This window comes from Methylobacterium sp. CM6246 (genome assembly GCF_054818005.1).
On sequence record NZ_JBTXKY010000001.1, the window covers coordinates 5,016,189 to 5,037,972 of the forward strand.

At 69.0% G+C, this 21,784-nt stretch carries 22 protein-coding genes; 3 read left to right on the forward strand and 19 right to left on the reverse strand.

The window, feature by feature from the left end; translation table 11 throughout:
* Positions 1–11: 11 nt before the first annotated feature.
* From ACYQPG_RS24210 to ACYQPG_RS24280, 15 genes are all read right to left on the reverse strand, one after another.
* Complete coding sequence (locus tag ACYQPG_RS24210) at positions 12–491, reverse strand: DUF2628 domain-containing protein (protein WP_419831076.1); 480 nt, start codon at positions 489–491, stop codon at positions 12–14.
* Between the two features lie 81 nt (positions 492–572).
* Complete coding sequence (gene hisB / locus ACYQPG_RS24215) at positions 573–1,160, reverse strand: imidazoleglycerol-phosphate dehydratase HisB (RefSeq protein WP_147855552.1); 588 nt, start codon at positions 1,158–1,160, stop codon at positions 573–575.
* Positions 1,161–1,247: 87 nt separating this feature from the next.
* On the reverse strand, positions 1,248–2,123 hold the full coding sequence (locus tag ACYQPG_RS24220) for an S-methyl-5'-thioadenosine phosphorylase (RefSeq protein WP_147906557.1): 876 nt from the start codon (positions 2,121–2,123) through the stop codon (positions 1,248–1,250).
* A gap of 267 nt (positions 2,124–2,390) precedes the next feature.
* Positions 2,391–3,302 (reverse strand): cytochrome c1, encoded by a 912-nt coding sequence (locus ACYQPG_RS24225; RefSeq protein WP_461231911.1) that lies wholly within the window; start codon positions 3,300–3,302, stop codon positions 2,391–2,393.
* Between the two features lie 18 nt (positions 3,303–3,320).
* Positions 3,321–4,607 carry a cytochrome b gene (locus ACYQPG_RS24230; protein WP_147906555.1) on the reverse strand — a complete coding sequence of 429 codons (1,287 nt, stop codon included), beginning with the start codon at positions 4,605–4,607 and terminating at the stop codon, positions 3,321–3,323.
* A gap of 13 nt (positions 4,608–4,620) precedes the next feature.
* The gene (petA, locus tag ACYQPG_RS24235; protein ID WP_147906554.1) at positions 4,621–5,214 is read right to left on the reverse strand and encodes a ubiquinol-cytochrome c reductase iron-sulfur subunit; all 594 of its coding nucleotides are present in this window, start codon (positions 5,212–5,214) and stop codon (positions 4,621–4,623) included.
* A gap of 203 nt (positions 5,215–5,417) precedes the next feature.
* The gene (locus ACYQPG_RS24240) at positions 5,418–7,283 is read right to left on the reverse strand and encodes an ABC transporter ATP-binding protein (protein WP_419830424.1); all 1,866 of its coding nucleotides are present in this window, start codon (positions 7,281–7,283) and stop codon (positions 5,418–5,420) included.
* A gap of 151 nt (positions 7,284–7,434) precedes the next feature.
* Entirely contained in the window at positions 7,435–8,016 is a 582-nt protein-coding gene (locus ACYQPG_RS24245) for an AprI/Inh family metalloprotease inhibitor (protein WP_419830425.1), read from the reverse strand.
* 166 nt (positions 8,017–8,182) lie between these two features.
* Positions 8,183–9,007: a succinate dehydrogenase iron-sulfur subunit gene (locus ACYQPG_RS24250; RefSeq protein ID WP_147937896.1), complete on the reverse strand. Its 825-nt coding sequence runs from the start codon at positions 9,005–9,007 to the stop codon at positions 8,183–8,185.
* A gap of 93 nt (positions 9,008–9,100) precedes the next feature.
* Positions 9,101–10,918, reverse strand: a complete 1,818-nt coding sequence (sdhA, locus tag ACYQPG_RS24255) for a succinate dehydrogenase flavoprotein subunit (RefSeq protein WP_147910780.1) — start codon at positions 10,916–10,918, stop codon at positions 9,101–9,103.
* Positions 10,919–10,950: 32 nt separating this feature from the next.
* Positions 10,951–11,370, reverse strand: coding sequence for a succinate dehydrogenase, hydrophobic membrane anchor protein (sdhD, locus tag ACYQPG_RS24260; RefSeq protein WP_147937898.1), 420 nt, complete (start codon positions 11,368–11,370; stop codon positions 10,951–10,953).
* A gap of 12 nt (positions 11,371–11,382) precedes the next feature.
* Positions 11,383–11,784, reverse strand: a complete 402-nt coding sequence (sdhC, locus tag ACYQPG_RS24265; RefSeq protein ID WP_147910782.1) for a succinate dehydrogenase, cytochrome b556 subunit — start codon at positions 11,782–11,784, stop codon at positions 11,383–11,385.
* A 132-nt stretch (positions 11,785–11,916) separates the two neighbouring features.
* Positions 11,917–13,218: an SLC13 family permease gene (locus ACYQPG_RS24270; protein WP_147937899.1), complete on the reverse strand. Its 1,302-nt coding sequence runs from the start codon at positions 13,216–13,218 to the stop codon at positions 11,917–11,919.
* A 189-nt stretch (positions 13,219–13,407) separates the two neighbouring features.
* A complete protein-coding gene (locus tag ACYQPG_RS24275; RefSeq protein ID WP_461231912.1) occupies positions 13,408–13,959 on the reverse strand; it encodes a hypothetical protein in 552 nt (183 codons plus the stop codon).
* A gap of 146 nt (positions 13,960–14,105) precedes the next feature.
* On the reverse strand, positions 14,106–15,599 hold the full coding sequence (locus tag ACYQPG_RS24280) for an AMP nucleosidase (protein ID WP_419830427.1): 1,494 nt from the start codon (positions 15,597–15,599) through the stop codon (positions 14,106–14,108).
* Between the two features lie 159 nt (positions 15,600–15,758).
* Between ACYQPG_RS24280 and tsaA the strand changes: the two genes are divergently transcribed.
* From tsaA to ACYQPG_RS24295, 3 genes are all read left to right on the forward strand, one after another.
* Positions 15,759–16,217, forward strand: coding sequence for a tRNA (N6-threonylcarbamoyladenosine(37)-N6)-methyltransferase TrmO (tsaA, locus tag ACYQPG_RS24285; protein WP_419831077.1), 459 nt, complete (start codon positions 15,759–15,761; stop codon positions 16,215–16,217).
* Positions 16,214–16,906 carry an SGNH/GDSL hydrolase family protein gene (locus ACYQPG_RS24290; RefSeq protein ID WP_419830428.1) on the forward strand — a complete coding sequence of 231 codons (693 nt, stop codon included), beginning with the start codon at positions 16,214–16,216 and terminating at the stop codon, positions 16,904–16,906. The genes tsaA and ACYQPG_RS24290 overlap by 4 nt, the downstream gene beginning before the upstream one ends.
* A 275-nt stretch (positions 16,907–17,181) precedes the next feature.
* Complete coding sequence (locus ACYQPG_RS24295; RefSeq protein WP_419830429.1) at positions 17,182–17,793, forward strand: LysE/ArgO family amino acid transporter; 612 nt, start codon at positions 17,182–17,184, stop codon at positions 17,791–17,793.
* 30 nt (positions 17,794–17,823) lie between these two features.
* On the opposite strand, the gene guaA is transcribed toward ACYQPG_RS24295, so the two are convergent.
* From guaA to ACYQPG_RS24315, 4 genes are all read right to left on the reverse strand, one after another.
* Positions 17,824–19,380: a glutamine-hydrolyzing GMP synthase gene (gene guaA / locus ACYQPG_RS24300; RefSeq protein ID WP_147907751.1), complete on the reverse strand. Its 1,557-nt coding sequence runs from the start codon at positions 19,378–19,380 to the stop codon at positions 17,824–17,826.
* 153 nt (positions 19,381–19,533) lie between these two features.
* Positions 19,534–19,953, reverse strand: a complete 420-nt coding sequence (locus tag ACYQPG_RS24305; RefSeq protein WP_461231913.1) for a hypothetical protein — start codon at positions 19,951–19,953, stop codon at positions 19,534–19,536.
* A complete protein-coding gene (locus ACYQPG_RS24310; protein WP_147907749.1) occupies positions 19,950–20,330 on the reverse strand; it encodes a hypothetical protein in 381 nt (126 codons plus the stop codon). The genes ACYQPG_RS24305 and ACYQPG_RS24310 overlap by 4 nt, the downstream gene beginning before the upstream one ends.
* Positions 20,331–20,430: 100 nt before the next feature.
* Positions 20,431–21,777, reverse strand: a complete 1,347-nt coding sequence (locus ACYQPG_RS24315; RefSeq protein WP_419830431.1) for an NTP/NDP exchange transporter — start codon at positions 21,775–21,777, stop codon at positions 20,431–20,433.
* Positions 21,778–21,784 lie beyond the last annotated feature (7 nt).

Sequence of the window (21,784 nt, forward strand, 5' to 3'; positions counted from 1 at the left end):
CGACGTGACAGTCACCGGGCGATTTCCTGCGCGGGGAACAGGCCGATCACCGGCTCGGTGCGTCGGGTCGGCCCGGCCGGGAACGGCGCCCGCGGCGCCGCTGCGCTCGAATCGAGCCAGCGGTTGAGGGCCCGGGCTTCAGCCTCCTCGGGGGTAGCGGCGATGACGGCATCCCGGGCCGGCCATCCCCGGCGCGCCAGGGTCCAGCGGCGCAGGCTCGAGGCTTCGAGGCCGACCAGCCAGGAGGTCAGCAGCGTGACGAGCGTGGCGATCCCCGCCGGCAATCCCAGCAGATGGCCGATGCCGGCCAGGGCCAGGAACCCCGCCAGGACGATGAGCGCCGCGATCCAGAGGCGGTGGAACAGGAACCACAGCACGCCGAAGGCGAAGGCCGGCCAAGCAAAGCCGTCTGGCACGAGCACGGCCCTGTCGAGGCCGATGGACTCGCCCGGCCGCGCATCGATCGGCAGGTGGAGCGTGTAGCTGCGCATCCGCATGGCGGGTCTCCCGGCTCCGGCGCTATCCCGAACGATGTTTTCGGGACGGTGCAAACTCAAGGACGAAACGACGGTCTACAGGGAGCCCTTCGTAGAGGGAACGCGTCCCTCCTCGCGGGGATCGATCGCGACCGCTTTCCGCAAGGCGCGGGCCAGGCCCTTGAAGCAGCTTTCGGCGATGTGGTGGGCGTTGTCGCCGTACAGGGTCTCGACGTGCAGCGTCAGCCCGGCATTCATCGCGAAGGCCTGGAACCACTCGCGGACCAGCTCGGTGTCGAACTGCCCGATCTTCTCCACCTTGAACGTGGTGCGGAACACCAGGAACGGCCGCCCCGAGATATCGACGCAGACCCGCGTCAGCGCCTCGTCCATGGGCAGGTGGATGTCGGCGTAGCGCGTCACGCCGCGCTTGTCGCCGAGCGCCTTGGCGAAGGCTTGGCCCAGCGCGATGCCGCAATCCTCCGCGGAATGGTGCTGGTCGATATGCAGGTCCCCGTCGACCTTGACCTCCAGGTCGAACAGGCCGTGCCGGGCGAACAGGTCCAGCATGTGATCGAGGAAGCCGATGCCGGTGGCGATCTTCGACTGCCCGGTCCCGTCGAGGCCGACGCTAACCGCGATGTCGGTCTCGGCGGTCTTCCGGCTGATGGAGGCGCTGCGCATTTTATGAGGACTTTGCGTCGGGGCCGGCCTGCGGCCGCGCGGGCGTTCTAGTGTGACTTCGTTCGGAATGGAAAGGGCGACGCCGCCCTAGCCGTTCAGCACCCGGCCCGCCACAGCGTCGAGCTTGGCCAGCACCGCCGGGTCGCGGGCGGCCGGCGCGGTCATGATCGCGCCGTCCAGCGCCCGGTGCGAACCGGCCGGGCAGGGCTCGCGCGTGGCCGGGAAATCGCGGGCGAGCCGTGCCACCAGCCGGGCGGCCTTGTCGGCGTTGGCCCGGGCCACGGCGATCACCGCGGCGACGTCCACGGCGTCGTGGCCGGGGTGCCAGCAATCGAAGTCGGTCACCATGGCGATCGTCGCGTAGGTGATCTCGGCCTCGCGGGCGAGCTTCGCCTCGGGCATGTTGGTCATGCCGATGACGTCGAACCCCTGTGCCTTGTAGGCGCGGGATTCGGCGAGCGACGAGAATTGCGGGCCCTCCATGCAGACATAGGTCCCGCCGCGATGGACGGGAATGTCCTCGGCCTTGGCCGCCGCCGCGATGTGCGCCTGCAGGGTCGGGCCGACCGGATGCGCGAGCGAGACATGGGCCACGCAGCCGTCGCCGAAGAACGACGACGCGCGCCCATGGGTGCGGTCGACGAACTGATCCACGAGCACGAACAGTCCCGGAGGCAGCTCCTCGCGGAACGATCCGCAGGCCGAGAGCGAGACCAGATCCGTCACGCCCGCCCGCTTCATCGCGTCGATATTGGCGCGGTAATTGATGCCCGACGGCGAGAACCGGTGGCCGCGCCCGTGGCGGGCCAGGAACACGATCTTGGTGTCGCCGATCCGCCCGATGCGCAGGGCGTCCGATGGCTCGCCCCAGGGCGATGCGACCTGCTCCTCGCGCACGTCCTCCAGGCCCGGCAGGTCGTAGACCCCAGACCCGCCCATCACCCCGAGCACCGCTGCCGTCATGCCGGTTTCCCTTTCGTGAGGTTCGTCCAATCCGCGACCTCATCGTGAGGTGCCGGAGCGGAGCGGAGGCCTCCGGCGTCAGCGGCTATCCCTGGAGCCCGCCTTCGAGGCCCGCCGACGCGGGTACCTCAGGATGAGGGGGTGGAGGGCATCTGCGTTGCCGGGAGGCGGACCATCGCGCTCGCCGACCGGTAGCACGCAGTCCCAGCGCAAAAAAGATGGGCCCCCCGAAGGAGGCCCACCCGGCAGGATCGGTGAGGCGGCGCCTCAGAAGGTCTTGTGCAGCTCCGGCTGGAGGCCGTGGACCTCGCCGCCGACATCGGCCCAGACCTTCTTCTTCACGTAGTAGAGCAGCCCCGACATGATGATCAGGAACAGGATCACCCGGAAGCCAAGCGCCTTGCGGTCCATCATGTGCGGCTCGGCCGCCCACATCAGGAAGGCCGAGACGTCCTTGCCGTACTGGTCCACCGTCTCGGGGACCACGGGCTGGCCGGCGTCGTTCTTGGCGTAGGTGACCTGGCCGTCGGTGATCGGCGGCGGCATCGCGACGATGTGGCCGGGATAGTACTTGTTGTAGTGGCCGCCATCGGGGACCGTGAATTCCTTCGGCGCCTCCTCGTAGCCGTTGAGGAGCGCATGGATGTAGTCGGGCCCCTGCTCGGAATAGCCGATCAGCGGCAGCCAATCGGTCAGGAAGTACAGCGAGCCGCGGGAGAAGGTCCGCGCCTTGGCGATCACCGAGAAGTCCGGCGGTGCCTTGCCGCCGTTGGCGGCCGCCGCGGCCTGGTCGTTCGGGAAGGGGGGCGGGAACGTGTCCGCCGGCCGACCCGGCCGGTCGAACATGTCGCCCGCATCGTTCGGGCCGTCCTTCACCTGGTAGGTCGCGGCCAGCGCCTTGACCTGCGCGGCCGAGAAGTCCGGCCCGCCCTCCTGCGCGAGATTGCGGAAGGCCACCAGCTTCATCGAGTGGCAAGCGGAGCAGACCTCCTTGTAGACTTGGAAGCCGCGCTGGAGCTGGGCGGTGTCGAAGCGGCCGAACGTGCCGGCGAAGCTCCAGTTGACGCGGCCCGGCACCGGGCCGCCATGCCCTTCCTGGGCGGAGGCCGGCACGGCGCCGATCAGCAGCGCCGCGAGGGCGGCGGCAGCGGTCGTCGAGAGGACGCGGGTCATCATCATGGTTCCGTCGTCACCCCGTCAGCCTTTGGTAATCGGAGCGGCGGCGGCGCCCGCCGGCATCCCCGATCCGCTCACCTGTTTGCCCGGCCCGGTCACGCTCTCCAGGATCGAGGCCGGGAGCGCCTTGGGCGTCTCGAACAGGCCGCACAGCGGCATTACGATCAGGAAGTGGGCGAAGTAATAGGCCGTGCAGATCTGCGACGCGATCACGTAGCCCCCCTCCGGCGGCTGGGATCCGAGCCAGCCCAGGAGGAAGGTCGCGCCGATGAACGCCCAGAAGAACTGGCGGTAGATCGGCCGGTAGTTGCAGGAGCGCACCCGCGACCAGTCCAGCCACGGCGCGAACGCCAGGATGATCACCGCCGAGAACATCAGGATCACGCCGCCGAGCTTGCTCGGGACGGCCCGCAGGATCGCGTAGAACGGCAGGAAGTACCATTCGGGCACGATGTGCGCGGGCGTTACCGCCGGGTTGGCCGGGATGTAGTTGTCGGCGTGGCCCAGGTAGTTCGGCTGGTAGAACAGGAACCACGCGAACAGGATCATGAACACGCAGGTGGCGAACACGTCCTTGACGGTGGCGTAGGGGGTGAACGGAACCGCGTCCTTGCCCGACTTGATCGGGATGCCGGCCGGGTTGTTCTGGCCGGTGACGTGCAGCGCCCAGACATGCAGCACGACGACGCCGGCGATCATCCAGGGCAGCAGGTAGTGCAGCGAGAAGAACCGGTTCACCGTCGGGTTGCCGACCGAGTAGCCGCCCCACAGCAGGGTCTGGATGGTGTCGCCCACCACCGGGATCGCCGCCAGGATGTTGGTGATGACGGTGGCGCCCCAGAAGCTCATCTGGCCCCACGGCAGCGTGTAGCCGAGGAAGGCGGTCGCCATCATCAACAGGTAGATGATCACGCCGAGGATGTAGAGCACCTCACGCGGGGCCTTGTACGACCCGTAGTACAGCGCCCGGAACATGTGGACGTAGACCGCCACGAAGAACATCGACGCGCCGTTGGCGTGCGCGTAGCGCAGCAGCCAGCCGTAGTTCACGTCGCGCATAATCTTTTCGACGGAGTTGAACGCCCCCGTCGCGGAGGGCTCGTAATGCATCGCCAGCCAGACGCCGGTGACGATCTGGATTCCCAGGAAGGCGGCGAGAATCGCCCCGAAGGTCCAGAAGTAGTTGAGGTTGCGCGGGACCGGATAGGCGATGAAGGACGAGTGCACGAGCCCGGCGATCGGCAGCCGGGCCTCGAACCATTTGGCGACGCGACTCTTCGGGACGTACGTGCTGGCAGTTCCGCTCATGTCCGCGTCCTTCTCACGCCGCTTCCTTGCCACCCTCGCCGATCCGGATCTTCGTATCCGTCTCGAAGGCGTAGGGCGGGATCGGCAGGTTGATGGGGGCCGGCCCGTGGCGGACGCGCCCGACGGCGTCGAACTGCGAGCCGTGGCAGGGGCACGCCCAGCCCTCGAAGCTGCCCTGGTGACCGATCGGCACGCAACCGAGATGCGTGCAGTTGCCGTAAACGATCAGCCACTGGTCGTGGCCTTTCTTGACCCGGGTCGGGAAGGCCGCCGGATCGATCATCGCCGACAGCGGGACCGCCTCCATGTCGGTCACCTCCTTGGCGGTGAGCTTGCGGACGAAGATCAGCTTGCCGCGCCAGAAGACGTTGACGATCTGTCCGTCCTGGATGGGCGTCAGATCTACGTCGATCGGCGCCCCGGCCGCGATCGTGTCGGCGTCGGGCGCCATGGAGGAGACCAGCGGCCATGCCGCGGCACCCGCACCGACGGCGAGGCCAGCCCCCGTGGCGAGGAACAGGAAGTCGCGGCGGCTGCCGTCTTGAGAGCTGCCGTCGTGGGCGCTGCCCTCCCGGGATGCGGGAGTAGTGGCGGAGGTGGTCGCCAAGATTTGGAACTCCGTGCGTCGGCGTGAGGGCCGCAGGTGCCCTGCCCTGATGTCCCGGCTGTACCGAGATCAAAGCATTATCGTTCTAATCTGAGCAATGAGACCGTCTGCCACCCCCAAGTCAAGCTATGCCGGGGCGCCGGAGGACGCGCTTAGGTCACGATCGTTGTCATATGTTGCAGGGCAGCGCCCGGCCTGCGCTGCTACGCCACGGCGCTGTCGAGACGGGTCGTTCCACCGTCCAGGAAGCCCCCGGATTGGCGGGCCCAGAGGCCGGCGTAGACGCCCCCGCGGGCGACGAGTTCGGCATGGGTGCCCTCCTCGACGATTCGGCCCCGGTCGATCACCACCAAGCGGTCGAGCGCCGCGATGGTCGACAACCGGTGGGCGATCGCCACCACGGTCTTGCCGGCCATCAGCGTGTCGAGTGATTCCTGGATCGCCGCCTCGACCTCGCTGTCGAGGGCGGACGTCGCCTCGTCCAGGATCAGGATCGGCGCGTCCTTGAGCATGACCCGGGCGATGGCGATGCGCTGGCGCTGGCCGCCCGACAGCTTGACGCCGCGCTCGCCAACCTGGGCGTCGTAGCCCCGGCGGCCCTTGTGATCGACGAGATCGGCGATGAACCGGTCGGCATGGGCCAGCCGGGCGGCGCGATCGATTTCCTCCTGCGTGGCCCCGGGACGCCCGTAGCCGATGTTCTCGCGGATCGAGCGGTGCAGCAGGGACGTGTCCTGGCTGACCATCGCGATGGCCTCGCGGAGCGACTGCTGCGTCACCGTCGCGATGTCCTGGGCATCCACCAGGATCCGGCCGCTCTCGACCTCGTAGAGGCGCAGCAGCAGGCTCGCGAGGGTGGATTTACCCGCGCCGCTGACGCCGACCAGCCCGACCTTCTCGCCGGGGCGGATCGTCAGCGTGAAATCCTCGATCACGGTGGCGTCGCCGCGTCCGTAATGGAAGCCGACATTCTCGAAGCGGATCTCGCCGCCCGCCACTGCCAACTCGCGGGCCTCCGGGGCGTCGACCAGCGCGTGCGGGCGCGCCATGGTCTGCATGCTCTCCTGGATCACCCCGACATTCTCGAACACGCCGCGGACCGTCTGCATCACCCAGCCTGACATGGCGATGAGCCGCAGGATCAGGGCGAGGCCGGCCGAGGCTTCGCCGGTGGTCATGCTGCCGTCCCGCCAGAGAATCAGGCAGGCCGCCCCGGTGGCGATCAGCAGCGCGCTGTTGAGCATCCCGAGCACGCTGGTCGTCAGCGTCACCAGCCGGAACTGGTACAGGTAGGCGTCGGTATGGACCTCCACCGCGTCGCGCACCGTCGCACGCTCCTCGCGGTCGCGGGCGAACAGCTTCACGGTGAGGATGTTGGTGTAGCTATCGACGATGCGGCCGATCAGCACCGAGCGGGTGTCGGCGGTCTTGTGCGAGCGGGCGCGGGCGCGGGGCACGAACCAGGTCGTGAGCGCGGCATAGGCGCCGATCCAAACCAGCACCGGCAGGGCGAGCCAGGGCGAGATCGACCCGAACAGCCCGACCGCTGTCACCGCGTAGATCGCGACGTAGAGCAGCGTGTCGATGAACACGACGGCCAGTTCGCGAACCGCCGGACCGACCTGCACGACGCGGTTCGCAAGGCGGCCCGAAAAGTCGCCCTGGAAGTACGAGAGCGAATGCCCGAGGGTGTAGAGATGCGCCCGCCAGCGGATCTGGCTGGTCGATTGCGGCACGATCAGCTGGTTGGACAGCACCTCGTGCAGCCAGATCGAGATCGGCCGCACCAGCGCGATCAGCAGGAACACCAGCCCGAGCCCGACCGCATGGTCCGACAGGACGCTGGCCCGGTCGGACGTGGCCAGCAGGTCGATGAACCAGCGCATCACCAGGTAGAGCGAGGCCTCGACGGTCCCTGCCACCACCGCGATGACGAACAACGCCACCAGGGCCGCCCGGATCGGACGCAGGTAGAACCCAGCGAAGCCCAGCACCGTCCGCGGCGGGGTCCGCGTCTCGTCGAAGGGCGCGAACGGATCGACGCGGCGCTCAAGCCAATTCAGGAACATGTCTTCCGGGCGCACAGATGGGAGAGCCCACCATGTAAGCGCCAGCCGTCGGCCGCCAAGCGCGCGCGGTCGTCGCGGCGCCGGAGCCTCAGATAAAATTCCTTCTTGAGGATCGGCCGGACGCGGCCGATCCCGTTGCCGCGGATCCGGTTCAGCGGGCCAGGGCGAGCGAGGCGCCCGACTTGGTCAGCGCCCCCTCGAGCGCGCCGCCGCCCTGGCGCAGCCGCGCCGCCACCGTGCCGCCGGGCTGATAGAGGTAGACCTCGCCATCGCGGAAATCCCAGGCCGAGACCCGGGCGAGGTCCTTGTTGGGGCAGCCGGACGCGGAGGCTTTGTAGAGGTCGAGGGCCGGGGCACTGGACAGGGTCACCTTGCAGTTCCCGCCAGTCGCGTCCCGCGCGTCCCAGCTGCCGACCACCGAGGCGCGGCCGCTGGTGACGACGGGTGGGGGCGGCGCCGGCGGCACGACCGGCTCGGCGATGACCGTGGGGGTGTTGGGCGTCGCATTGGCCTGGGCGCCGGGCAGCGGCGGCGCGTCGGGGCTGGCGCTCGCGCCGGGCGGGGGCGCGAGCGGCGCCGCCGTCACCGTGCCCGACGGGACCGCCTGAACGGAATCAAGAGGCGCCTGCGACGGAGCCCTCGTCCTCGGGCTTTCCAGTCGGGTGGACGCGCAGGCGCCGAGCGTGGCGCTCAGGCACAGGGCGGCGAAGGTCGGCAGGCTCGGGCGCAGCATCGGACCACTTCGGATCAGGCTTGGGAAAAGCGCACGGCGGCGCCTTGGGCCCTGACTCGGTGGCAAATGCGCTGACGGCAAGGCGACCGCGCCGTCCGCAGCCGAGTCCGCTGCGGACGGCGGACCTTTTCGCCCCGGTGTGGCCGGGGCGCCTCAGATCCGGCGGTCAGACCACCCGCTCGACCATCATCTTCTTGATCTCGGCGATGGCCTTGGCCGGGTTCAGGTTCTTCGGGCAGGTGTTGGCGCAGTTCATGATCGTGTGGCAGCGGTAGAGCCGGAACGGGTCGTGCAGGGCATCGAGCCGGTCGCCGGTGTTCTCGTCGCGCGAATCGATCAGCCAGCGATAGGCCTGGAGCAGGGCAGCCGGGCCGAGGAACTTGTCGCCGTTCCACCAGTAGCTCGGGCACGACGTGCTGCAGCACGCGCACAGGATGCACTCGTACAGGCCGTCGAGCTTCGACCGGTCCTCGGGGGTCTGGCGCCACTCCTTCTCGGGGGCGGGCGTCTCTGTCTGGAGCCAGGGCTCGATCGCGGCGTGCTGGGCGTAGAAGTTGGTCAGGTCCGGGACCAGATCCTTCAGCACCGGCATGTGCGGAAGCGGGTAGATCCGGATCGCCCCGTCCTTGTCCTTGCGGGTCATCATCGGAAGGGCGTTGTCGGGGCTCTTGCACTCCTCGATGCCCATCGTGCAGGCGAGCGCGTTCTGCCCCTCGATGTTCATGGCGCAGGAACCGCAGATGCCCTCGCGGCAGGAACGACGGAACACGAGGGTCGAGTCGACCTTGTTCTTGATCCACAACAGCGCGTCGAGCACCATTGGACCGCAATCGTCGCGGTCGACCTGATAGGTGTCGATCCGCGGATTGGCCCCGTCATCCGGGTTCCACCGGTAGATCTTGAATGTCTGCAGGTTCTTGGACCCGGCAGGCGGTGCCCACGAACGTCCCTGCGTGATCTGGGAGTTTTTGGGAAGGTTGAACTGGGCCATCGCGTTTATATCCGGCAATATCGGTCAGAACCGGAAACCGGTCTGGACGGATACGCACGCCGCGGTCCGACGCGCGCATCGAGAGTGTTGAATTCAGTACACCCGGGCCTTCGGCTCGATGTACTGGATCTCGTTCGACATCGTGTACGTGTGCACCGGCCGGTAATCGATGTTGACCTGGTGGCGGCCCTCGTCGAGCCAGGAGAGGGTGTGCTTCATCCACTCCTTGTCGTCGCGGTCCGGGAAGTCTTCGCGGGCATGGGCGCCGCGGGATTCCTTGCGGTTGGCCGCCGATTCCATGGTCACCACCGCCTGGCCGATCAGGTTGTCGAACTCCAGGGTCTCAAGCAGGTCGGTGTTCCAGACCAGCGACCGGTCGGTGATCTTCACGTCGGAGGCGGCATTCCAGACCTTGTGGATCAGGCCCTTGCCCTCTTCCAGGACCTCGCCGGTGCGGAACACCGCGCAGTTGTTCTGCATGGTCTTCTGCATCTCGGCGCGCAGCTCCGCGGTCGGCGTCGAGCCGTTGGCGTGTCGGAAGCGGTCGAGGCGCTCGAGCGCCTTGTCGGTGGCGCCCTTGGGCAGTTCCTGCGCCCGGCCGTTCGGCTCGACGATCTCGGCGCAGCGCTTGCCGGCGGCGCGGCCGAACACCACGAGGTCGATCAGCGAATTGGAGCCGAGGCGGTTGGCGCCGTGGACCGAGACGCAGGCCGCCTCGCCGATCGCCATGAGGCCCGGCACCACGGTGTCGGGGTTGCCGTCCCGCAGGGTCAGCACCTCGCCGTGATAGTTCGTGGGGATGCCGCCCATGTTGTAGTGCACGGTCGGGATGACCGGGATCGGTTCCTTGGTCACGTCGACTCCCGCGAAGATCTTGGCGGATTCGGAGATGCCCGGCAGGCGCTCGTGCAGGATCTTCGGATCGAGGTGGTCGAGGTGCAGGTAGATGTGGTCTTTGTTCTTGCCGACGCCGCGGCCGTCGCGAATCTCCATGGTCATGGAGCGCGAGACCACGTCGCGCGAGGCGAGGTCCTTGGCCGAGGGGGCGTAGCGCTCCATGAAGCGCTCGCCCTCGGAGTTGGTCAGGTAGCCGCCCTCGCCGCGCGAGCCCTCGGTGATCAGGCAGCCGGCGCCGTAGATGCCGGTGGGGTGGAACTGCACGAACTCCATGTCCTGGAGCGGCAGGCCGGCCCGCAGCACCATGGCGTTGCCGTCGCCCGTGCAGGTATGCGCCGAGGTCGCCGAGAAGTAGGCGCGGCCGTAGCCGCCGGTGGCCAGGATGGTGGTCTGGGCGCGGAACCGGTGGATCTCGCCGGTGGCCTGGTCGAGGGCGATGACGCCCCGGCAGCGGCCGTCCTCATCCATGATGAGGTCGAGGGCGAAATACTCGATGAAGAAGTCGGTCTGGTTCTTCACCGCCTGCCCGTAGAGGGTGTGCAGCATGGCGTGGCCGGTGCGGTCGGCTGCCGCGCATGTCCGCTGGGCGGTGCCCTTGCCGTAATCGGTGGTCATGCCTCCGAACGGGCGCTGGTAGATCTTTCCCTCTTCCGTGCGGGAGAAGGGCACGCCCCAATGCTCCAGCTCGTAGACGGCGGCCGGCGCGTTGCGGACGAGGTACTCGATCGCGTCCTGGTCGCCGAGCCAGTCCGACCCCTTCACGGTGTCGTACATGTGCCAGCGCCAATCGTCCGGCCCCATGTTGCCGAGCGAGGCCGAGATGCCGCCCTGCGCCGCCACGGTGTGCGACCGGGTCGGGAACACCTTGGTGATGCAGGCGGTGCGCAGGCCGGCCTCGGAGCAGCCGACGGTGGCGCGCAGGCCCGCGCCGCCGGCCCCGACGATCACCACGTCGAAGGCGTGATCGTGGATGGTGTAGGCAGGTCCGCTGCCGTTGGTGCCGTTGGCGGCCATGATCGGCTCCTCGAAATGCGTGATGGCGGGGTTCAGGCCGGCTGTCCGAAGCCGATGCGCAGGACCGCGTAGAGGCAAGCCACGGCCACCAGGACCGCGTAGATGTTGTTGGCGAACACGGCGGCGATCTTCGTGCCCTGGCCGTGAACGTAGTCCTCGATCACCACCTGCATGCCGATCCGCATGTGGATCGTCACCGACAGGAGCGCCAGGATCAGGATGATCGAGACGAAGGGTTTCGCGATCAGCTGCGTCGCTTCGACATAGCCCCGGCCGGCCATGCTGGCGACGATCACCACGAAGGCCAGCATCAGGACGGCGTTCGCCGCCGCGGTCACCCGCTGCTGCCACCAGTGGCCGGCGCCGTGATGGGCGATGCCGATGCCGCGGACGCGCGCGCGCGGCGTGCGGATCGAGACGCGGGTGTCCTGGCGGATCTCTTCCTTAGCCATGCCGGCCTCCCCTCAGCGGACCAGAAGGGCGACCGCCCAGATGACGATGGTGAGCGCGATCGACCCGACCAGCGTCAGGCGCGCCATGTTCAGGCGCTTCTCCCGGTCGAAGCCGACGCCGGTATCCCAAACCAGGTGGCGCAGGCCGCCGAGCATGTGATGCATCAGCACCCACGTGTAGGCGAACAAGATCAGGCGGCCGAGCAGCGAGCCGAAGAACCAGGCGACGTAGGAATAGGCCGCCGGCCCCGAGGCAAGCGCCACGAGCCAGATCGCGACGAGGGCAGTTCCGCCGTAGAGCGCGGTGCCGGTAATACGGTGAAACACCGACATCGCCATCGTCCAGGTCCAGCGATAGATCTGGAGATGCGGTGAAAGCGGCTGTGCCACTGTCGGGCGGGCGGTGGGTGCCATTGGGTTGAAGCCTCGCAGCTGCGAACTGGACCGTCTCTAATCTGGTGGTAGCGCTAGTGCCTCCGGGCCCAAGCCGCAATGTGTCATGCTGCGGCGCAATGCGGGGGGCGTGTTGATAGGGCGGCGGATCTGTCACTTGAGTTGGCCCAGGAGGCGCCACCAGGCGTAATCGAGGGGTGTCGCGATCACGAGCGAGGCCAGCCCGAAGGCCAGGGTGAGTCGCGTCGCGTCCCGCAGGCGCACGCCACCGAGCTCGCTGGCGACCACGATCGGGGGCGCCTGATAGGGGAAGAACAGCGTCGAATAGCCGATCACCTGCACGGACACGACGGCGAGCGCCGACAGCCCGCTGGCCTGGGACATCTCCCCCGCCAGCGCGGTGTAGAGGGCCGGCGCCCCGTTGGCCGTGACGAGCAGCGTCAGGACCGTGCTGATGCCGGCAAGCACCGCGAAGTTCTGGGTCGGCACGTCCGGGGTGAGCGGCGCCACGGCCAGCAGCGCATGGCCGAGCCGTGCCCCGAGGCCGGTCTCGTTCACCAGGGCGACGAGGCCCAGCAGCGCCGCGATGTAGAAGCAGGTCCGCAGGTTCACCTGCTGGAACGACTCGGGCGGAAGCACCCCGATCCTGGGCAGCAGGCAGATCACCGCGGCCGCGAGCCCGACCCAGGCCGGGGCGAGGCCGTGCAGGCTGTCGGTCATCCAGAGCGCCAGAGTGCAGGCGAGGATCACCGCCAGGCGCCGTTCCGCACCCGAGACGGGCCGCGGCACCGGCAGGGCGTGTGCGTCGGGGCTGAGCCGGTCGGGGAACAGGCGCACGATCAGCGCCACCAGCAGGGCGCCCTTCACCACCGCCAGGACCGGCGCGTGCAGGACGAAGTAGGACAGGTAGGAGAGGTGCAGGCCGAGCACTTTCTCGGCGGAGCCGGCCATCACGAGATTCGGAACGTTGGCGGGCAGGATCGCCGCCGACAGGATCGGCGTCGCGACGCCGACCGCCAGGACCGCGCCGGTCCGTCCCGGCCGGCCCGGCACCAGCCCGAAGCTGTCGCAGAGCGCGAGCGTCACCGGGATCATCAGGGCGATCCGGCCGAGGTTGGACGGCATCACGAACGCGATCAGGAAGCTCAGGATCACAAGGCCGGCAATGAATTGCGCGTAGGAGCCGGACAGGCGTCCCGCCAGCGCGCCGGCCATGCGGGCGCCGAGGCCCGTGCGGGTCATGCCCTGGCCCACGACCATGCCGGACAGGACCAGCCAGAACGCCGAGGCCGAGAAGCCCGAGAACACGGTGGCGGCAGTTCCAAGCCGCAGCAGCATCGCCAGACCGAAGAAGGCGAGCGCAGTGACGATCTCCGGCAGGAGTGCCGTGGCCCAGAGGCCCATGCACAACACCAGCAGGGCGGCTGTCGCCGGAACGACCGCTCCTCCGCTCATCCGCCCCTCCCGCGCTGCGTGCAAGCGCCTGCATGGGCCGGTCTGGAACCGTTCGCAATTCGGCAGTCCGCGACGCAGCCTTCGCGAACCGCGAAGGCCGACGGGTCCAGAAACCGTCCTCGCGCCTAAAAAAAGCCCGACCGTTTCCGGCCGGGCCTTCATGGCAGCGACGGAGCCTGCGGACGGCGTTCAGTAGCCGTAGCCGTAGGTGCCGCAATAGGCGGGATCGTAACCGTAGCCGAAGGCACCGGTGCAGCTGTCGCCGTAGCCGTCGCCGGCCAAGCCGTATCCGACACCGCCGAGACCGTAGCCGACCCCCAATCCGAGGCCGACACCGGCAAGGCCATAACCCAGGCCGCGGCCGTAGCCACCACCATAACCCCGGCCATAATAGCCGCGGTTGGCGAACCCACGGCCGACGACGCCGCGATGGCCGATCAGACCGCCGCGGCCGGCATTGGCGAAGCCGCCGCGCTGGAAGCCACCGACTCCGACACCGCGGCCGACCCCGATGCTGGGATGACCGATGCCCGCGCCGCGAAATCCGCCACCTCCAAGAGCTGAACCGCGGAAGCCGCCGCCACCCAACGCGCCGCCCCGGAAACCGCCACCGCCGAACCCGCCGCCGTGAAAGCCGCCACCCCGGAACCCGCCGCCGCCGAAGCCGCGGGCATCCGCGCCGGTCGGGGCCAGGGCGAAGGCCGCCAGCAGTGCCGTCGATGCGAGAGCAAATCGCTTCATGAGAAAGTCCAATCCTTGCGAGGAGTATGACTTCTCAACGTCCGATCGATCGCTGGTATCCCGTTATGACGACTGAAGACGCCGTGTCAGTCAGTCGCTGTCGCGCAAGAACAACGAAAGCGTGACTGTATTGTTGGTCCGGCGGGTTACCGGAACGGCGGCTCGTCGAAGCTGCGCAGCTTGCGCGAATGCAGCCCGTGCCGGTCAGCCCGCAGCGCGTCGAGGGCCGCCAGCCCGACGCGCAGGTGCTCCGACACCGCCCGGTCGTAGAACGCGTTCGCCGCGCCGGGCAGCTTGATCTCGCCGTGGAGCGGCTTGTCGGAGACGCAGAGCAGCGCCCCGTACGGCACGCGCAGGCGGAAGCCCTGCGCCGCCACCGTGCCGCTCTCCATGTCCACCGCGATCGCCCGCGACTGGTTGATCCGCCGACGCTCCTGGCTGAACCGCAGCTCCCAGTTGCGGTCGTCATAGGTCACCACCGTGCCGGTGCGCAGCCGGCGCTTCAGAGCCTCCGCCTGCTCGCCGGTCACCGAGGCGGCGGCGCTCTGGAGCGCGACCTGCACCTCGGCGAGCGCCGGCACCGGCACGTCCGGCGGCACCAGTTCGTCGAGGATCCGGTCCCGCCGGAGATAGGCGTGGGCCAGCACGTAATCGCCGATGGTCTGCGACTGGCGCAGGCCGCCGCAATGGCCGACCATCAGCCAGCAATCCGGGCGCAGGACGGCGAGGTGATCGGTGATCGTCTTCGCGTTCGAGGGGCCGACGCCGATATTGACCAGCGTCGTGCCCTGCATGGTGCCATCGGCACCGCGCGCCACGAGGTGATAGGCCGGCATCTGGTGGCGGTGCCAGGGCGAAGCGGCGATCACCGCGGCGGGATCGGCCGTCGCGGCCTCCGCCCGGCTCACCGACAGGCCGCCGGGCAGCACCAGCCGCTCGAAACCCTCCGCGCCGGAAGCCAGGCGCTCCAGCCCGTGCCGGACGAACTGATCGACGTAGCGGTGGTAGTTGGTGAGCAGGATCCAGGGCTGGACCTCGCGCCAGTCGCACCCCGTGTAGTGGACCAGGCGGCGCAGGGAGTAATCCACCCGCACCGCGTCGAACAACGCCAGAGGCAGCGGCTCGCCGTCCACCAGATCGAACGTCCCGTCGGCGATCTCGTCGCCCACCAGCGACAGCAGCGGAACGGGGAAGTAGGTCGCGAGTTCGGCGCCGTCGACGGTGCTCCCGCGCGCGTCGAGCCCCGCCTCCAGCACGTAGGGATAGGGGATCTCCTGTGCGCTCAGGCCCACCTCGATCTGGATGCCGTAATCGTCGATCAGCGGCTGCAGCTGCCGGGTGAGATAGTGGCGGAAGAAGGCCGGGTGCGTGACCGTGGTGGCGTAGGTGCCGGCCGCCTGGAGCTTGGCGGTGGCGCGGCGCACCCGCGGCAGCGGGCCGACGGGGCGATAGCTGATCCGCAATTCGGGATAGCGGAACGCGAGACGCTCGGTGGCGTCCGGCGGAGGACCGCCCGCAAGGTACCGCTCCAGCGCCTGCCGCAAGGCGTCGGCGGCGCCGTCATAGAGCTCGACCAGGCGATCGACTGCGCTCTCCGCATCCGCCACGGCCTGCATCGGCCGCAATTCCCGCTCGATCATGAACCCTCCCGTCGCAAGCTCGGATCTACACCGCGGAGCGTGCGCGCGCGACCCGGGCTTGCGGCCGGACGGCGCTTGACCGAGAACTGGCGCGGGATGAGGGGGCGCGGAGGTTCCTTGAGCGGCGCGGACGAATTCGGGATCCGTCCCGGCGAGGAGATGGCGGACCTGCCCGCCGCATTCGACGCCGGCCTCCACTTCATCGGCCGCCTCAGGACGCCGTGGCGTACGCGCCGGGACTGCCCGAAGAACGGGCTGCAGACCGACGCCGTCTGCACCGTCGAGGTCGATCCAGCCTACGCGCCCGGCCTGCTCACGATCACCGGCTGCACGCACCTCATCCTGCTCTACTGGTTGGACCAGGCCACCCGGGGGCTCGTGGTTCAGCAGCCGCGCCACGCCGACGGGCCGCGCGGCACGTTCGCGCTGCGCTCCCCCGCCCGGCCCAACCCGATCGCGCTCTCGGTCGTCGCGCTGATCACCCGCGCGGGCGACACCCTGCAGGTCCGCGGGCTCGACTGCCTGGACGGAACGCCGCTCCTCGACATCAAGCCCTATTACGCGACGACCGATTCGCGGCCGGAGGCGCGGGTCGACCGAGCCGGCGTCGAGCCGTGAGGCGGGGCCTTCTCGCGATCCTCGCGGCGCTGGCCCTGCTGGCGCTGGGAGCCCTCGCCGGCTGGCATCTGCACAAGCCCGCTGTGGATGCCCGAGCCTACGCGGTGATGCGCGGCATCGCCGTCCAGGTCAGCCTGGACGAGGCGCCGCAGGACTACGTGTTCTGGGCCGGCGATTCCCAGGTGGAGCTGCAGCCCGGAAGCCAGCGGCCCTGCGGCCTGGACCTTGTCAACGGCGGCTTCAGCGGTGCGACCGCCGCCGCCCTTCTCGATCACCTCGCCGGGCTGCGATTCGACCATGCGCCCAAGGTCGCGGCCCTGACGATCGGCACCAACGACATCCTCGCGAAGAACGCCCCACGGTCCGCCGAGGCGGTTTCGCGGTTCGAGGCGCATGTGGTTGCCCTCGTCAAACGGCTTCAGGCGGCCAGCCCCCGCGTGGTGGTGACCGCCCTGCCCCCGATCGGCCGCGAGAGCGGCCGGTTCCTCGATGCGGCGGCCGTACCGGATTATTCGCACCGGCTGCGCGCGCTCTGCACCCGCCTCGGCTGCACTTTTGCGGACCCGTTCGCCACGCTGCGCGACGGCGAGACCGGCTACGCCAAGCCCGGAGCGCTCCGGGACGGCCTGCACCTGGCGGCGTTCCGGCAGGCGATGGCGGCGCTGGAGCCGGTGCTGTGCGCGCGGTGAGCATTCGCGGAAGGCGGGTGATCGCTTGTGCGAGCCTTGGAACTCGGTCCCGCGGCTCCTGCATGTGAATCTCGGCCCTCCGCCCCGTCATCAGGTGTGAAGCGACGTGACCCCGGTCAGCATCACAGGGGATGACACGGCGCCGGGCAGTGATGATTCGCTGCGCTCACCGTGTCGGCGGGCTTCGTAGCGATGACCTTGGACAATCTCTGGCTCTTGAACGCATACCGCGCCGACAGCGCCAAGATCGTTCGACCTCCGATGAGTAACCCCGCGTGTTCGACGTCTATCTGACCGGGTTCTCCGTCAGCGCCGGCCTGATCCTGGCCATCGGTGCCCAGAACGCCTTCGTGCTGCGGCAGGGCCTGCGCGGCGAGCATGTCGCGCTGGTCTGCGCCACCTGCGCGGCGTCCGACGCGCTCCTGATCCTGGTCGGCGTGACCAGCTTCAAGAGCCTCGTGGTCGTCGCCCCCTGGCTGCGGCCGGCGATGCTGTATGCCGGCGCGGCCTTCCTGATCTGGTACGGCGCGCGCAGCCTCAGGTCGGCCTTCGCAGCCACCGAGGCGCTGCGGCCCGCCCCGGGATCCGCCGCCGGCCTCGGGCGGACGCTCGCGACCTGCCTCGCGCTGACCTGGCTCAACCCACACGTCTATCTCGACACGCTGCTGCTGATCGGATCGATCTCGACGCGCTTCCCCGGCCAGGAACCCGCCTTCGCGGCGGGCGCGATGAGCGCCTCGGTCGCGTTCTTCTTCGCGCTGGGCTACGGCGCCGCGATCCTCCGGCCCCTGTTCGCCAAGCCGGCCGCGTGGCGCGTGCTCGAAGGCGTGATCGCGATCACCATGTGGGTGATCGCGGCCGAGCTGCTGCTGAGCGGGGGTTCATAGCGGTCGTCCGATCGCTGCGAAGCGCGCCCGTCACTCCCACTCGATCGTGCCGGGCGGCTTCGAGGTGATGTCGTAGGTCACCCGGTTGATGCCCTTCACCTCGTTGATGATCCGGGTTGCGACCCGGCCCAGGAAGGCCATGTCGAACGGGTAGAAGTCGGCGGTCATGCCGTCCACCGAGGTCACGGCGCGCAGGGCGCAGACGTGGTCATAGGTGCGGCCGTCGCCCATCACGCCCACCGTCTTCACCGGGAGGATCACCGCGAAGGCTTGCCAGATCGTGTCGTAGAGGCCGGCCTGGCGGATCTCGTCGAGATAGATCGCATCGGCCTTGCGCAGGGCCTCGAGCTTCTCCGTCGTGATCGTGCCGGGGCAGCGGATGGCCAGGCCGGGACCCGGGAACGGATGGCGGCCGACGAAGGCGTCGGGCAGGCCGAGTTCCTTGCCGAGCACCCGGACCTCGTCCTTGAACAGCTCGCGCAGCGGCTCCACGAGCTTCATGTTCATGCGCTCGGGCAGGCCGCCGACATTGTGGTGGCTCTTGATCGTCACCGACGGACCGCCGGTGAACGACACGCTCTCGATCACGTCCGGGTAGAGCGTGCCCTGCGCCAGGAACGCCGCGCCGCCGATCTTCTTCGATTCCGCTTCGAACACGTCGATGAACAGGCGGCCGATCGTCTTCCGTTTGACCTCCGGGTCGCTGACGCCCTCGAGCGCCGAGAGGAACATGCCGCTCGCCTCAACGTGGACCAGCGGGATGTTGTAATGGTCCCGGAACAGCGCCACGACCTGCTCGGCCTCGCCCAGGCGGAGCAGTCCGTGATCGACGAACACGCAGGTCAGCTGATCGCCGATCGCCTCGTGAATCAGCACCGCGGCGACGGCCGAATCGACCCCGCCGGACAGGCCGCAGATCACCTTCTCCGCGCCGACCTGTTCGCGGATCTTGGCGATCGCCTCCTCGCGGTAGGCGCCCATGGTCCAGTCGCCGGAACAGCCGGCGATGTCGCGCACGAAGTTGCGGATCAGCAGGGCGCCGTGCGGGGTGTGGGCCACCTCGGGGTGGAACTGCACCGCGTAGTAGTTGCGCGCCGCGTCGGCCACGGCCGCGAAGGGGGCGTTCTTCGAGATCGCCACGGTGGTGAAGCCGTCCGGGAGCTTGGTGACCCGATCGCCGTGGCTCATCCAAACCGGATATTTCTCGCCCGTATGCCAGACGCCGTTGAACAGCGGGCAATCGGCCAGGATCTCGACCTCGGCCCGGCCGAACTCGGCGTGGTGCCCGCCCTCGACCGCGCCGCCGAGCTGGGCCGCCATGGTCTGCTGGCCGTAGCAGATGCCGAAGACCGGGACGCCCGATTCGAACACGAGCTGCGGCGCCCGGGGGCTCGCCTCGACGGTCACCGATTCGGGGCCGCCGGAGAGGATCACGCCCTTCGGCTTCTGCTCGCGGAACGCGGCCTCGGCCTTCGTGAAGGGGACGATCTCGCAATAGACCCCCTCCTCCCGCACCCGCCGGGCGATGAGCTGGGTCACCTGAGAGCCAAAATCGACGATCAGGATCTTGTCGTGGTCGGTGTTCATCGCGGGCGATTATCCGAAGGCCGGGGCACACGCAACGCAGGGGCCCGGCTCCGCCTGGGGATCACGATGCGAGCCGCGCGCCGGGCGCAGAGCTCGCGGCCGGCTCGACGCCGGGCCGTGCGCCCGACGGGACGGCCTACGCGCCGGTCGCGGTCAGTCGAAGTTGCGGACCTTCGCCGAGCCGCCCAGGCTGATCGCGGGTTTGGCCGGTGCGCCCGCGAGGCTGACCTTCTTCTGGCCCGGCAGGGTCTTGGCGCGCAGTTCCGGGGCGGCGACGGGGGCCGGCTTGGCCGGCTTCAGGTGCGCCTGGCCGTGGATCACCGAGCCGATCTCGCCGGCGACCCGAATCAGGTCGTCGCGGTCGCAGGAGCGGGCCACCTTCAGGCCGAGCTTGTGCATGTGGCTCTTGCCGTAGAGGTAGGCGGCGAGCTGGGCGCGCTTCAGAGGCGTGATCTGCTCCAGGATCATCGGAAGGTCGAACTCGTCGGCCCGGTAGACCTCGCCCAGAACCTCGAGGCTCACGGGGCAATCGACATCGGGCTCGGCGCCGCTGGTCGGATGCGCTTGTGTCATGGTTGCCTCTCGGGAAGCGATGGATCGGAAGCTGGCTCGGATGCCCCGGAGCCGGTGTCGGTTTCAAGCCCTGCCGGCGCAGTAAGGTCCGCAATCCTGGCCTGCGCGGGACCGGGGGTCGCAACTGGGGGTACCGGCTGCTCCGGTTTCCAGGCGCCGAGGCAGCCGGTGCAGACGGATTCGATCACCGCGCGGGCATGGGCCTGACGACGCGCCCACAGGGCCTCGCGGGCGGTCCGGTCGCCGTCCTGCGTCGGCCGGATGCGGATGAACAGCGGCTCCTCCGCGCGGGCCGGCACAGAGGCGAGCGCCACCAGGACGAGCAGAGCCGCGGCGCGGACCTTCGAGCCCGGACCGGGCTGTGCCGGACACGTCATACCGTCTCGTCCCCCTCCGGCGGAGCTGAGCACGAGATCTCGCGCCGCATGGTAAACCGTCGCTTAACGCGGCGGCCCCTTCGGCACCAGCGGCGGCGGATTACGGCGCGGCGCGTGGCAAGGCAGCGGGGTCTGGTGCAGGCTCGTCCAGTGCAGCCTGACGGCGATCCTGGGCCCGGCCGAGCCATAGGCTGTTGAGCAGCCAGGCCACCGAGAGCGGTACCGCCGCCCCGGCGATCCCGGTGCTGCCGAGGCCGAGCCCCTGGATTCCGGTGAACGACCACGCCCCGACCTGATCGCCCAGGCGATAGACCACCGTGTCGATGAAGCTCTTGGCCTTGTAGCGATCTTCCCTCGGAACCACGGTGAACAGGACTTCCCGGATCGGGCGGGCAATCGCAAAATTTCCGGCCCGGCGCAGGACCTGGAACGCCACGATCACCCCGATGGTGGGCGAGACGGCGAGCGCGGCGAAGCCCAGCACGCTGAAGGCCGGCAGCAGCGCCAGGGTGATCCCAACGCCGAGCCGCTTGACGATCCGCCCGGTCAGGAACAGCTGCACGCCGAGGGTCAGCACGTTCACCGCGAGATCGACGCTGGCGAAGAACGCGGTCTGCGCGCCCCGGTCCGGGAAGCTCCGCTTGGCGATGCCGGCCTGCTCGAAATACAGGAAGGTCGAGGTCACCGAGAACAGCAGCAGGAACAGCGAGATGTTGAGCAGGTAGGGCGACGCCAGGGTGCGGGTCACGCCCGCCAGCACGCTGCCGCCGATGGTGCGGTCCTGCCCGTCGCTGACGGTCTCGCTGCCCGGAACGGCGTGGAGCCGCGCCGACAGGGACGCCAGCCCGCGCATGCAGAACACCGCGACTTCGAGCAGCACCACCGCGCAGAGCATCAGGCCCCAGGTCGGCACGTTCTTGGCGAGGATCGCGGTGGTGGCCGAGCCCGTGATGGCCCCCACGGTCGCGCCGGCCGCGATGAAGCCGAACAGGCGCTTGCTCTGGTCGTTCGAGAAGACGTCGACGATGGTGGCCCAGAAGATCGAGACCACGAACAGGTTGAAGATCGACAGCCAGACGAAGAACACCCGGCCGATCCAGATGCCCCAATCGGGCGGGGCCAGGTACAGGGCCAGCGCGAAGGCCAGGATGTTGGCGGCGAAGAACCGGTAGGTGATCGGCACGAACCGCGCCCGCGGCATGCGCTTCACCAGGTAGGCGAAGGGCAGGTTCAGGGCGAGCATGCCGACCAGCGTCGCCGTGAAGAGCCACGGCAGGTTCTCGATGCCCCCGGCCACGCCCATCTGGTCGCGGATCGGGCGCAGCACGTAGTAGGCGGCCAGGATCGAGAAGATATAGGCCCAGGACCAGGCGAGCGCCTGGCCCTCGCCGGGCCGGATGTCGATCAGGCGCGCGAGCGGGCCGCGGGGCGCGGATGTTTCAGGCACGCGCCCG